Source organism: Salinisphaera sp. S4-8 (genome assembly GCF_040361235.1).
In the GTDB taxonomy this organism is placed as follows: domain Bacteria; phylum Pseudomonadota; class Gammaproteobacteria; order Nevskiales; family Salinisphaeraceae; genus Salinisphaera.
Genome location: NZ_APNF01000009.1, coordinates 95,871 through 109,027, shown reverse-complemented (window position 1 = coordinate 109,027; position 13,157 = coordinate 95,871). Strand labels below are relative to the sequence as shown.

Genomic DNA, 13,157 nt, shown 5'->3' with positions numbered 1-13,157 from the left:
ACTGCTTTCGCGTTTATTTAAGGTTGGACGAGCGTCGATTCGATCGTGCCGCGGCGTTTGACCACGCCATCGAGCTCGACCAGCGTTTCCAGCAGCTCGCGCATATGCGCAAGCGGCCATGAGTTGGGCCCATCGCACAGGGCGTTGTCGGGGTCCGGATGGGTTTCCATGAACAAACCGGAAATACCGGCGGCCACGGCCGCACGCGACAATACCGGAATCTGCTCGCGCGCGCCGCCCGAGCGTGTGCCCTGCCCGCCCGGCAGCTGTACCGAATGGGTGGCATCGAACACCACCGGGCAATCGGTGTCGCGCATGATTGCCAGACTGCGCATATCCGCCACGAGATTGTTGTAGCCAAAGGCATAGCCGCGCTCGCAGACCATGATCTGCTCGCCGCCCGCGGCCCGGGCCTTGGCGACGACGCCGTTCATCTCGGCCGGGGACAGGAACTGGCCTTTCTTGATGTTCACCGGCGTGCCGCTGGCCGCGACCGCCTGGATGAAATCGGTCTGGCGGCATAAAAACGCCGGCGTCTGCAACAGATCCACCACCTCGGCGACCGGCGCGATCTGATCTTCGACATGCACATCGGTGGTCACGGGCACGCCGATGTCGCGCTTGACCGCAGCCAGCATATCCAGCCCGGCTTCGATGCCGGGGCCACGATAACTATCGCCGGAACTGCGGTTGGCCTTGTCGAACGAGCCCTTGAAGATATAGCCGATGCCCAGCTCGCGACAGAGCTCGGCCAGATGCCCGGCCACGTCCATGATCATGCCGGGCGATTCCAGGCTGTCCGGCCCGGCGATGAGAAACAACGGCCGGTCGATGCCGACCTCGAAATCGCACAGTCGCATGGCCATCAGCCGGTCGCGCCCGCCGTACAGTGGGCGCGCGCCGCGGCAATGAAGCCGATGAACAGCGGATGCCCGGAACGCGGCGTGGAGGTGAATTCCGGATGGAACTGGCAGCCCAGAAACCAGGGATGATCCGGCAGCTCGACAATCTCGACCAGGTTGTCTTCTGCCGAGATGCCGGAAAACACCAGGCCCTTGTCGGCCAGCACGTCGCGATAGTGGTTGTTGAATTCGTAACGATGGCGATGGCGTTCGAACACCTCGGTGGCGTTGTAACAACGCGCAGCCAGCGTATCGGGCACCAGATCGCAGCGCTGCTCGCCCAGGCGCATGGTCCCACCCAGATCCACGTCGGCGTGGCGTTTTTGCACCTCGCCGGCCAGATCGTGCCATTCCGTGACCAGGGCGATCACCGGATGCGCAGGATTGGCCACGAACTCCGTGCTGTGGGCGCCTTCCAGGCCCGCGATATCGCGCGCGAATTCGATACAGGCGACCTGCATGCCCAGACAAATGCCGAAATACGGGATCTTGTGGGTGCGGGCATAGCGCGCCGCGGTGATCTTGCCTTCGATACCGCGTTCGCCGAAGCCGCCGGGCACGAGAATCGCATCCATGCCGGCCAGGCACTCGCCGCCATCGCGCTCGACCGTCTCGGAATCCAGATAATGAATATCGACCCGGGTGCCGGTATGCAGCCCGGCATGCGAGAGTGCTTCGTTGACCGATTTGTAGGCATCGGCCAGATCCACATACTTGCCCACCATGGCCACCTTGACGGTGACATCCTGGGTACGCCGGGCTTCCACGAGCTCTGCCCAGTTGGACAGATCCGCGCTGGGCGCAGAAATATTGAAATGCTCGAGCACCAGCGCATCCAGCGACTGGGCCTGCAACAGCCCCGGCATCTTGTAGATGTCGTCGACGTCGATACAGGCAATCACCGCGCGCTCGGACACGTTGGTGAACAGCGCGATCTTGCGGCGCTCGTTCTCCGGCAACGGCCGATCCACGCGACACAGCAGAATATCCGGCTGGATACCGATCGAGCGCAGTTCCTTGGCCGAATGCTGGGTGGGTTTGGTCTTCATCTCGCCGCTGGAAGCGATATAAGGCACCAGCGTCAGATGCATGAACAGCACCCGGTGATGGCCGAGCTCGACCGCGAACTGACGGATCGCCTCGAGAAACGGCAGCGATTCGATATCGCCCACCGTGCCACCGATCTCCACCAGGCAGATGTCCGCGCCCTCGCCGCCTTCGAGAATGCAGCGCTTGATCTCGTCGGTGATATGCGGGATGACCTGCACCGTGCCACCCAGGTAGTCGCCGCGGCGCTCCTTGTTGATGACGTTGTTGTAGATCTGACCGGTGGTGAAATTCGACAGCCGGGACGTGCGCGTTTTCAGAAAGCGCTCGTAATGGCCCAGATCGAGGTCGGTTTCCGCGCCGTCGCGGGTCACATAGACCTCGCCGTGCTGAAACGGGCTCATGGTGCCCGCATCCACGTTCAGATACGGGTCGAGCTTGATCACCGAGACGCGTTGGCCCCGTGCTTCAAGCAGTGCGCCGAGCGACGCTGCCGCGATGCCTTTGCCGAGCGAGGACACCACCCCGCCGGTCACGAAAATATAGCGGGTACCCGCCGCGTCGCCTGCCATGCGCGATCCAAGACTCATACCGGGGAATAACAGCGCGCATGCTAGCCGAAAGGTCGGTCACCGACAACGCGCAATCGCGCATCATGCCGGTCGATCGCGCCAGATGAAGCGACCGATATCGCAGTGCAACAGCTGTGCGACATGCGGATGCCGCCAGATATCGCCAATCGCAATCAACGTATCCGCGTGGTAGACCAGCGGCACACGCGCGCGCAGCCACGGCGCAAGGCGCGCTTCGCGCAGAATATCCTTCACCCGTCGATGCCCGCCCTGCGCATCGCTGACCCGCTCCCCGCCGCGGCGCAGCCGGACTTCCAGATCCAGATCGCGCGGCGGCGCCGGCGCCAGCGCAATCTCGCCACAGCCGGCAGGCAACGTCGCAGGCGCGCGCCCGTGCCAGACACAGGCGAATCGCTCGGGCACCGGCGCAAGTCGGGCCATGGCATATAGCCGCCCGTCGAACAGGCGCACCTCGGTATCGGCGAACGCAACACAGGGGCTGGCCGCCAGGCGCGACGCGCCAAGCGCCACGATCGCCGCGACATGGCGATGATCCGGGCGATCGTGTCCGCCCTGGTCGAGCCAGCGTCGCACGACCTGCTTCGCCCGGGGCCAGTCCAGCGTTGCCAGCGCGCTGGCGTCGAGCGTCGCATCGTTGCGCCACATCTGTGCGAGATCGATATCGGCCAGCGCGTCGATAGCGGCCGCCGCTTCGCCGGCATGGGCGGCACTGCGCGATAGCAGTCGATCGGCTTGCGGCCAGCGCTTTCTGAGTTCCGGCATGACCGTTTCGCGCAGAAAACTGCGGGCCACATTCGGATCGTGATTGCTGGGATCGTCGATCCAGTCGAGCTGGTGCGCGCGCGCATAGGCAACGATCGTATCGTGGTCGATATGCAGCCAGGGCCGCCAGTGGCAATGGGCGCCGAGGGCAGCCACCCGTGGCATGGCCGCCAGCCCTTGGGGCCCGGCGCCGCGCAGCGCCTGCAACACAAAAGTCTCGGCCTGATCGCGGGCATGATGGGCAGTGATCAGCGTCTCGCCGCGTGCCAGTTCGGCTTCGAGCGCGGCATAGCGCGCCTTGCGTGCCGCGTCTTCCAGGCCGCGCCCGCGGGTTTCGACGGCGACGTCGAGCCGCGTGAAAGCCACGCCCGAGGCCTCGGCCTGGCGTGCACAGGCGAGCGCCCAGGATTGCGCCTCGGGCTGCAGGTGATGACAGACATGAATCGCGCGTACAGGCCACGTCGGCGCGCTGTCGATAAGCGCATGCAACAAGGCCGTGGAGTCCAGACCGCCGCTGAATGCGACAGCCAGTCGCTTTGTACCGGTGGGGACCTGCGCAAACGCCGCAGGCAGGGCCGCGAAGGCGTCGTTCACCCCACGAGCTTGAAATCGCCGAAGGCCATCCAGCGGTTATAGCGCGCTTCCAGCAGTTCATCCACGCCCATGCGCTTGAGCCGGGTCATGTTTGCCAGCAGCCGTTCGCGCATCTGGCTCATCAGCTGCTTGGGGTCGCGATGCGCGCCGCCAAGCGGCTCTTCCAGCACTTCGTCGACCAGCTTGAGTCGGTGCAGGTCTTCCGAACCCACTTTCATCGCTTCAGCCGCTTCTTCGGCACGTTCGGCCGATTTCCACAGAATCGAGGCACAGCCTTCCGGCGAGATGACCGAATAGATGCTGTACTGGAGCATCATCAGATGATCGCCCACGCCCACGGCCAGCGCGCCGCCCGAGCCGCCCTCGCCCACGACCGTGCACAGAATCGGCACACGCAGGCGTGCCATTTCGAACAGATTGCGCGCGATCGCTTCGGACTGATTGCGTTCTTCCGCGCCAATGCCCGGATAGGCGCCAGGCGTATCGATGAAGGTCAGCACCGGCATGTTGAAACGCTCGGCGAGCTTCATCAGCCGCAGCGCCTTGCGATAGCCCTCGGGCCGCGGCATGCCGAAGTTGCGATGAATCTTTTCCTTGGTATCGCGGCCTTTCTGGTGGCCGATCACCATCACCGACTGCCCCCCCAGGCGTGCCGTACCGCCGATGATCGCGGCATCGTCGGCATAGGCGCGATCGCCATGCAGCTCGACGAAATCGGTGAACATGCCGTCGATATAGTCCTGGGTATAGGGTCGCAGCGGATGGCGCGCCATCTGCGCGACCTGCCAGGTCGACAGCTTGGAAAAGATCTGCTCGGTCAGGTTACGGCGCTTGCCCTCGAGCTTGGTGATCTCTTCACTGAGATTGACTTCGCTGCCGTCGGCGACGAAGCGCAGCTCCTCGATCTTTTCCTGCAACTCCGCAATCGGCTGTTCGAAATCGAGATAGTCGAGGTTTTTCTGCGCCATCGTGTATTGCTGCTGCGACCGCTGCGCGGCTTACTGGGTAAGAGACTGCCCGCGACGATAACGTACTTGCACGTGATCCGCACCCACGAGATGCTTGAGATCGGCCAGCAATTCGTCGCACAGGCGTACTCGAGTCTCGCCGAGGGTGAGCACGGCCCGGGCCTGATCGTTGCTGTAGCGCACGACGACATCGCAGCCGGCTTCCTCGGCACGGTGGCGATCCACACAGCCGACCAGCGCCTCGACATCGACCTTGGGCGTGGCCCGCAGCAACACCCGATGGGCAAATCGCGCCTGCGCAGTGTCGAAATCCATCACCGTTTCCGCATTCAGGCGAAAGCCGTCGGTAAAGTCGTCGAACTGCAACTTGCCTTCGACCACCACGAGCTTGTCCGCGGCGAGTAGATGGCCGTATTCGGCGGCCTTGTCCTCGAACAGCGGGCATTCGATACGCGCACTGCCATCGTCGAGCACCACGATGATGCGTCGGCCTTTTTTCATGCGCCGGACTTCCACCACCAGACCCGCGACCACCGCACTACGCTTGTTGCCACCGCGCCGACCGCGCCCGCCTTCTTCCGGACGTGGCATGGCCGCGACCTGTTCGGCGATCTTGCCATTGGTCATCAGCGCCAGTTCGTCTTCCCAGGCCTTGATGGGATGGCCGGTCAGATACAGGCCCAGCGTGTCGCGCTCGGCCTTGAGGCGTTCGTCCTCCGGCCATTCCGGGCGCTCTTCCAGCGGCGGGCCCATGTTGTCGGCAGCGTCTTCGGCGAGCCCGAACATGTCGTTCTGGCCGGCACTGGCGGCATTGCGATCCTGTTCGGCGGCAGCCAGCGCACGCGTGAGCCCCTGCATGAGACTGGCCCGGTTCGGGCCCAGCTGATCCAGCGCGCCAGCGTTGATCAGTGCTTCCAGCGCGCGTCGGTTGGCCTTGGAGGTATCGATACGCCGACAGAAATCGTAGAGATTGGCGTAGGCACCGTTTGCACGGCGTTCCTCCATCACGGTTTCGATCGCGCCGCGGCCCAGGCCCTTGATCGCGCCGAGGCCGTAGCGGATGGCGTTATCGTCGACCACGGAAAAGTTGTATTCCGAGGAATTCACGTCCGGCGGCAGCACATCGATATTCAACCGATGACATTCGTCGATCATGATCACGACCTTGTCGGTGTGATCCATATCCGCAGAAAGCACCGCCGACATGAAATCGGCCGGGTAATAAGCCTTGAGCCAGGCCGTCTGGTACGACACCAGCGCATAGGCGGCCGAATGCGACTTGTTGAAGCCGTAGCCGGCGAATTTCTCGACCAGATCGAAGATATAGGCCGCGGTATCCTCTTCGATGCCATTGGCCACCGCGCCCTTGACGAAGCCGTCGCGCTGTTTGGCCATTTCCTCGGGCTTTTTCTTGCCCATGGCACGACGCAGCAGATCGGCGTTGCCCAGGCTGTAGCCGGCCAGCACCTGGGCGATCTGCATCACCTGCTCCTGATACAGGATCACGCCATAGGTGGGCTCGAGCACCTCGGCCAGGCTGTCGTGCGGATACACCACGCGCGCCTTGCCGTGCTTGCGGTCGATGAAGTCCTCGACCATGCCGGATTCCAGCGGGCCCGGGCGGTAGAGCGCGACCAGCGCCACGATATCCTCGAGTTCATCGGGCTTGAGCTGCTTGACCAGCCGCCGCATGCCCGAGGATTCGAGCTGGAACACGGCCGTGGTGTCGCCGGCCTTGAGCAGCTCGTAGGGTTTCTTGTCGTCGAGCGGAATAGCGCGGATATCGATCGGGTCCTTGCCCGATTTCGCCAGGCGCGCATTGGCGACCTGTACCGCGCGGTCGATGATGGTGAGCGTACGCAGGCCCAGAAAGTCGAACTTCACCAGGCCGACGGCTTCGACATCGTCCTTGTCGAACTGGGTGACGCGATTGCCACCGCCGGCTTCGCAATAGAGTGGCGTGAAGTCGATGAGGTTCGACGGCGCGATGACCACGCCGCCCGCATGCTTGCCCGGGTTGCGCGACAGGCCTTCCAGGGCGAGTGCGAGATCGAGCAGATAGCCGATCTCTTCGTCCTCGCGTGATTGGCGCAGCTCTTCGGATTCCTCGAGCGCGCGCGTAAGCGTCATGTCCGGGGCGAACGGCACCTGCTTGGCGATACGGTCGACCATGCCGTAGGGATGGCCCAGCACACGGCCGACGTCGCGCACCACCGCCTTGGCGGCCATGGTGCCGTAGGTGATGATCTGGCTGACCTTTTCCTGACCGTAACGCTGGGCGACGTATTCGATCACGCGGTCGCGCCCGTCCATGCAGAAGTCGACATCGAAGTCGGGCATGGAGACACGTTCGGGGTTAAGAAACCGCTCGAACAGCAGGTCGTAAGCCAATGGATCCAGATCGGTAATGCCGAGCACATAGGCCACGAGCGAGCCGGCACCGGAACCACGCCCCGGGCCCACCGGCACGCCGTTTTCACGGGCCCAGCGGATGAAGTCGGCAACGATGAGAAAGTAGCCGGGAAAGCCCATCGTCTTGATCACGTCGAGTTCGTGATCCAGACGCGCGTCGTACTCGGGCTTGCGCCGTTCGCGCTCGTCTTCGTCCGGGTATAGCAGCTCGAGGCGTTCTGCCAGCCCGGATTCGGATTCCGCGCGCAAAAACGAGGCCGCGTCGTGGCCCTCCGGTACCGGGAATTCCGGCAGCACATTCTCGCCGAGCGTGAGCTCCAGATTGCAACGGCGCGCGATTTCCACGCTGTTTTCCAGCGCTTCCGGCAGATCCGCGAACAGCTCGGCCATCTGTTCGGGCGTTTTCAGATACTGCTCGGGCGTGTAGTTCTTCGGGCGCCGCGGGTCGGCCAGCGTATAGCCGCCATGAATGGCCACGCGGGCTTCATGGGCATCGAAATCGTCGGCATGGGGGAAGCGCACGTCGTTGGTGGCCACGATGGGAATATCGCAGCGCAGGGCCAGCCCCACCGTTTCCGACAGCCAGGCCGCCTCGCCGGTGCGCTCGCAGCGCGTGACTTCCAGATAGTAACGATCGCCGAATATCTGCTGCCATTGTTCGGCGCGCGCGGTCGCGATCTCGGGCTTGCCGGCCATGAGTGCAATGCCGGTGTCGCCCACCATGCCGCCCGACAGCGCGATCAGACCCTCGGCTTTTTCGGCCACCCATTCCCGCTCGCAGAGTACCTGACCGCGATGCTGGCCGTGCAGATAGGCCTGGGTGAGCAGATCACAGAGATTGCGGTAGCCGGTTCGATTCTGGGCCAGCAGGGTCAACCGCGAAGGCGTTTCCTGCGGGCCTTCGTCGATATGTAGATCCACGCCCACGATCGGCTTGATGCCGGCGCCCAGCGCGGCCTTGTAGAACTTGACCATGCCGAACAGATTGACGTTGTCGGTAATGGCCACCGCCGGCATGTTTGCCTCGCGCGTCTGCGCCAGCAGCGGCTTGATCCGCACGATGCCGTCGGACAACGAGTATTCGGTATGGACACGCAGATGGACGAATTCGGCAGGCATAGGCTCTTCGGGTCGGTCGGTTTCGTCGGCGCAGAGCGACGGCGGGCCACGGCAGACACGGCCGTGGTCGTGCGCTGTCATTCTAACGAGCAATCCGGGGCGATTGGCAGATCGGTCGCACGCAAGCGAACCGGCTTTCGCGTCAACGCCCGGCCTATGGGCGTTTGCCGGTTTTTCCTAATCGATGAAATCGATCTGGCGTGCCTGCAGTGCCCGCGTGATCGGCGCGAAACTGCGTCGATGAATGGGGGTCACCCCGAAAGCATCGATTGCGTCTCGGTGGGCCCGCGTACCATAGCCCTTGTGCTGGGCGAAACCATAGCCTGGATAGATCACATCCAGTTCGCACATCTGCCGGTCGCGGGCGACCTTGGCGATGATCGAGGCCGCACTGATCGCCGGCACGCTGCCGTCACCGCCCACCACGGTACGCAGGGGCAGATTCAGCGGCGGCGGCTGATTGCCGTCGACCCAGGCGGCGAACGGCGTCAATCGTAGCGCGCTCACCGCCCGCTGCATGGCCAGCAGGCTGGCCTGAAGAATATTCAGGCTGTCGATTTCGGCTGCCGACGCCTCGGCGATGGCATAGGCCAACGCGCGACTGCGGATACGTGCATCCATGCGTTCACGCTCGCGCTCGCCCAGCGCCTTGGAATCGGCAAGCCCTCGCAGCAAGGGTTTGGCCGGCAGGATAACCGCCGCAGCCACGACCGGCCCGGCCAGCGGCCCCCGCCCGACTTCATCGACCCCGGCCACGAACGGGCAGGCAAAACGACGTCCGCCGCGCCTCATGGACGCGCCTCGAGCAGCTCGGCAATCGCCGCGGCCGCGCGTTCGTCGGCATCCAGGGCGAGCTGCGCATGGATCGCGTCAAAGGCGTCGGTTTGTGCGGCGCGTGCCGTCGCTGAATTGAGCAGCCGGTCCACTTGCGGGCCGATGACATCGACCCGGGCATCCTGCTGCAGACATTCGGGCACCAGCGCACGGGCAGCCAGCAGATTGGGCATGCTCACGTGTTCGGTCTTGATCAGGTTGAACACCTTCGCGATGGCATAGTTCATGGGCGACAGCTTATAGGCCACGACCATCGCCGTTTTCGCCAGAAGTGCCTCCAGCGTCGCCGTACCCGAGGCCAGCAACAAGACATCGGCCGCACGCATGACCTCGCGGGAACGCCCGTCGATCAGTCGAATATCCAGATCCGCACCCGCGTTTTCCAGCTGTGCTTCAAAGAGTTCACGCACACCCCGCGAAGCCATGGGCGCCACAAAGGCGACCTCGGAGTGGCGCGCGCGTAACCAGCGCGCCGTGTCGATGAAGATCGGCCCCAGGCGGCTGACCTCGGAACGACGACTGCCCGGCAACAGCCCGACCAGCGGGCGCTGGCTATCCAGACCCAGTGCACGGCGCGCGCTCGCGCTATCCGGATGCAACGGCAGCTCGTTGGCCAGGGGATGACCGACGAAAGTCACCGGAATATCAAAACGGCGAAAAAACGCCTCTTCGAACGGAAAGATCGCGAGCAGCAGGTCCACCGCCTTGCGAATATTCTTCGTGCGGCCCTGGCGCCAGGCCCAGGCGGTCGGGCAGACATAGTGCACCGTGGTCATGCCACGCGCGCGCAGCTGCTTTTCCAGCGTGGTGTTGAAGGCCGGCGCGTCGATACCGATGAATACATCAGGCGCGGTGTCGATCACATGGGCGAACAGTCGGCGCCGCAGACGCAGCAGACGCGGTATCTGGCCGATCACCTCGCTGATACCGAACAGCGATAACGCCTCGATATCGGCCAGCGTTTCGCAACCTGCCTCGCGCATACGCGGGCCGGTCACGCCTTCGAAAACCGCCTGCGGATAGCGTTTTTTCAGTGCACGGATCAGCCCCGCGCCGAGTACGTCGCCGGACTGTTCCCCGGCGACGATGAAAAACCGCCGCTGCGTATTGGCCACCCTAGCGAATGATGCCGCGCTCGGCCTGTTCGAGCGATTCGAGCATCAGGCGCACCGCTTCGCTCGACTGGGCGGGCTCACGCAGCGCCTCGCGGGCCTGTTCCAGACGCAGCTTGGAGCGATAGATGGTGCGATAGGCCCGCTTGGCGGCAGTGACTTCTTCTTCGCTGTAGCCGCGACGGCGCATGCCGACCGAATTGACGCCATGCGGCACGGCCGGGGCGCCGGCACTGCGTACGAACGCCGGCACATCCTGCTGCACGCCGCTGCAATAGGCCAGAAATGCCATCGTGCCTACACGGCGGAACTGATAGACCAGCGCGAAACCGGCCAGAATACAGAAATCGCCGATCCGCACGTGCCCGGCCAGGCTCGCGCCGTTGGCCATGGTAATGCCGTTTCCCAGCACGCAATCGTGTGCGACATGGGTATAGGCCATCAGCAGATTGTCGTCGCCGATGATGGTTTCGCTCTGGTCGATGACCGTACCGCGGTGCACGCTACAGTATTCGCGAAACGTATTGCGATCGCCGATCGTCAGGCGCGTTGGCTCGCCCGCATAAACGCGATGCTGCGGTTCGGCACCGAGCGAGACGAACTGGAAAATCTGGTTCTCGCGCCCGATCGTCGTATGCCCGGAAATAACCACATGCGGGCCAATCCGCGTGCCGGCGCCGATCTTGACATGCGGGCCGATAACACTGAACGGCCCGATATCGACATCGTCGCCGATCTCGGCCTCGGGATGAACTTGTGCGCTGGGATCAATTGGCATCGGGCTTCCCCGGAACAGCCATCATCTGGGCACGGCAGGCCAGCTCGTCACCGACCCAGGCTTCGGCATCGAAGCGCCAGATCCGCTTCTTGGCCGAGCCGACCACCAGCTTGAGCAGCAGTTGATCGCCCGGCACGACGCGGCGCTTGAAACGCGCCTTGTCGATACCGGCGAAGTACACGATCGTGCCCTCTTCCGATTCCACTGTCCGCATGCCCAGAATCAGCCCGGCCTGGGCCAGTGCTTCGAGGATGAGCACGCCGGGCATCACCGGTTCGCTGGGAAAATGCCCGGGAAAGAACGGTTCGTTGATGGTGACGTTCTTGATCGCGGTGATGGACTTGCCCGGTTCGCAGGAGAGCACGCGATCCACCAGCAGAAACGGAAACCGATGCGGTAATTGCCGCATGATGGTCTTGATATCGTCTTGATCGCTCATTCGTTGTTCTCCGATGAAGGTCCGGCGCGCTCCACGCGTCGCAGGCGCCGCTCGAGCTTGTCGAGCTGTCGAAACAGGGCCAGACGCTTGCGCCAGCCCGTGGCCGGCATCGCGCGAAAAGTCGAGGAGTATACGCCGCCTCGGTCGATGTTCTTGGGGACCTGGCTGGCGGCGGTAATGATCACGCCGTCAGCAATATGCACATGATCGCCGATTCCCACACCGCCACCGATCATGCAGTTCGCGCCGATCGTGCAGGAGCCGGCAATACCGGTACAGCCGGCGATCACCGTATGTTCGCCGATACGACAGTTGTGGGCGATATGAACCTGGTTGTCGATCTTCGCCCCGCGCGCAATGATGGTGTCGTCGAGCGCGCCGCGATCGACGGTCGTGCCGGCCCCGATTTCGACATCGTCGCCGAGATGCACGCTTCCCATCTGCGGAATCGCCTCCCAGCCGTGACCGTTGTGCACCAGCCCGAAGCCGCGCCCGCCGATCACCGCATTGGCTTCGATCGACACGCGTTCGCCCATGCGCACGTCGTCGCCGATACTGCAATTACTGGCAATACGCGTATCGGCGCCGATATGCACACCCGCGCCAATGACCGTGTTCGCACCGATGACCGCGCCCGCCGCGATGACGCTATGTTCGCCCACGATCACGTTGGCAGCGATGCTGGCCTGCGTATCGATTTGCGCGGTTTCGGCCACCACTGCGCGCGCGTGGATGCCGGCAGGGGCTGACGGGCGCTCGAACAGCGCGGCCACACGCGCGAACGCCAGCCGGGGCTGTTTCGCAACCAGTACGGGGGTTTCGATTGTCTCGGCTACCGCTGCCGGGCAGATCACGGCAGCGGCCGCGCTGCGATTGATCGATTCGATCTGACCGGCATTTTCGGCAAAGGCGATACAGTCCGGCTTGCCCGGCTCGAGCGCACACACGCCACGGATAGCGGTCTGCGCCGCATTGCCCTGCACGACCAGATCGAAGCGTTCGGCCAGCGTCGCGAGTGTGACCGCGGCCGCCCTGCTCGCGGCCATACCTAGCTATCTCCGAGTTCGGCCAGGATCTCGTCGGTCACGTCGACCGCTTTGCTGCTGTAGATCACGCCATCGCCGAGGATCAGATCGTAGCCGTTGTCCTCGGCGTATTGATCGATGATCTTGAGGATATCGGCGCGCATCTGCTCGAACTCCTTTTGTTCGGCATCCGATACATCGTCGTTGTACTTGCTGCGCTCAAGCTGCAATTCGCGCTGGCGATCCCGAATATCACTTTGCAGCTTGTCGCGATCGGCTTCACTCATCACCGAACCGTCCTGGGCCAGGCGATCCATGTCCTGACGCAGCGCATTCGATTTGGCTTCCAGCTCGTTTTTTCGCTTGGCGAATTGTGTCGCCATGCTCGATTTGGCGCGCGCGGCCTGGGGCGATTCATTGACGACGCGGGCCACGTCGACCACGCCGATACGCAGCACCTCGTTGGCGGCGCCATCGGTGGGCTGTGCCGCCTGCAACGGCGCGGCGCTCGCGAGCGCGAACGCCACCGCGAGCGTGAATGCGAGCCTGCGTATCGATTGCATGTCCGCCAT

The 13,157-nt window shown here is 63.7% G+C and carries 11 protein-coding genes; all 11 read right to left on the bottom strand.

From position 1 onward, the window contains the following. Positions 1 to 17 precede the first annotated feature (17 nt). The gene (kdsA, locus tag S4A8_RS14220; RefSeq protein WP_353220665.1) at positions 18 to 860 is read right to left on the bottom strand and encodes a 3-deoxy-8-phosphooctulonate synthase; all 843 of its coding nucleotides are present in this window, start codon (positions 858 to 860) and stop codon (positions 18 to 20) included. Positions 861 to 865: 5 nt separating this feature from the next. Continuing rightward, complete coding sequence (gene pyrG, locus S4A8_RS14215; RefSeq protein ID WP_353220623.1) at positions 866 to 2,521, bottom strand: CTP synthase; 1,656 nt, start codon at positions 2,519 to 2,521, stop codon at positions 866 to 868. Between the two features lie 81 nt (positions 2,522 to 2,602). Then, entirely contained in the window at positions 2,603 to 3,898 is a 1,296-nt protein-coding gene (tilS, locus tag S4A8_RS14210) for a tRNA lysidine(34) synthetase TilS (protein ID WP_353220622.1), read from the bottom strand. Further along, positions 3,895 to 4,866: an acetyl-CoA carboxylase carboxyltransferase subunit alpha gene (locus S4A8_RS14205; RefSeq protein ID WP_353220621.1), complete on the bottom strand. Its 972-nt coding sequence runs from the start codon at positions 4,864 to 4,866 to the stop codon at positions 3,895 to 3,897. The genes tilS and S4A8_RS14205 overlap by 4 nt, the downstream gene beginning before the upstream one ends. A gap of 30 nt (positions 4,867 to 4,896) precedes the next feature. Beyond that, positions 4,897 to 8,397, bottom strand: coding sequence for a DNA polymerase III subunit alpha (gene dnaE / locus S4A8_RS14200; RefSeq protein ID WP_353220620.1), 3,501 nt, complete (start codon positions 8,395 to 8,397; stop codon positions 4,897 to 4,899). A gap of 177 nt (positions 8,398 to 8,574) precedes the next feature. Further along, positions 8,575 to 9,189 carry a ribonuclease HII gene (gene rnhB / locus S4A8_RS14195; protein ID WP_353220619.1) on the bottom strand — a complete coding sequence of 205 codons (615 nt, stop codon included), beginning with the start codon at positions 9,187 to 9,189 and terminating at the stop codon, positions 8,575 to 8,577. Beyond that, the gene (gene lpxB / locus S4A8_RS14190) at positions 9,186 to 10,346 is read right to left on the bottom strand and encodes a lipid-A-disaccharide synthase (protein ID WP_353220618.1); all 1,161 of its coding nucleotides are present in this window, start codon (positions 10,344 to 10,346) and stop codon (positions 9,186 to 9,188) included. Before lpxB ends, rnhB begins: the two co-directional genes overlap by 4 nt. A 1-nt stretch (position 10,347) precedes the next feature. Continuing rightward, on the bottom strand, positions 10,348 to 11,121 hold the full coding sequence (gene lpxA, locus S4A8_RS14185) for an acyl-ACP--UDP-N-acetylglucosamine O-acyltransferase (RefSeq protein WP_353180380.1): 774 nt from the start codon (positions 11,119 to 11,121) through the stop codon (positions 10,348 to 10,350). Beyond that, positions 11,111 to 11,560 carry a 3-hydroxyacyl-ACP dehydratase FabZ gene (gene fabZ / locus S4A8_RS14180; protein ID WP_353220617.1) on the bottom strand — a complete coding sequence of 150 codons (450 nt, stop codon included), beginning with the start codon at positions 11,558 to 11,560 and terminating at the stop codon, positions 11,111 to 11,113. The genes lpxA and fabZ overlap by 11 nt, the downstream gene beginning before the upstream one ends. Next, the gene (lpxD, locus tag S4A8_RS14175; RefSeq protein WP_353220616.1) at positions 11,557 to 12,606 is read right to left on the bottom strand and encodes a UDP-3-O-(3-hydroxymyristoyl)glucosamine N-acyltransferase; all 1,050 of its coding nucleotides are present in this window, start codon (positions 12,604 to 12,606) and stop codon (positions 11,557 to 11,559) included. Before lpxD ends, fabZ begins: the two co-directional genes overlap by 4 nt. Positions 12,607 to 12,608: 2 nt before the next feature. Then, a complete protein-coding gene (locus tag S4A8_RS14170) occupies positions 12,609 to 13,148 on the bottom strand; it encodes an OmpH/Skp family outer membrane protein (RefSeq protein WP_353220615.1) in 540 nt (179 codons plus the stop codon). Between the last annotated feature and the right edge of the window lie 9 nt (positions 13,149 to 13,157).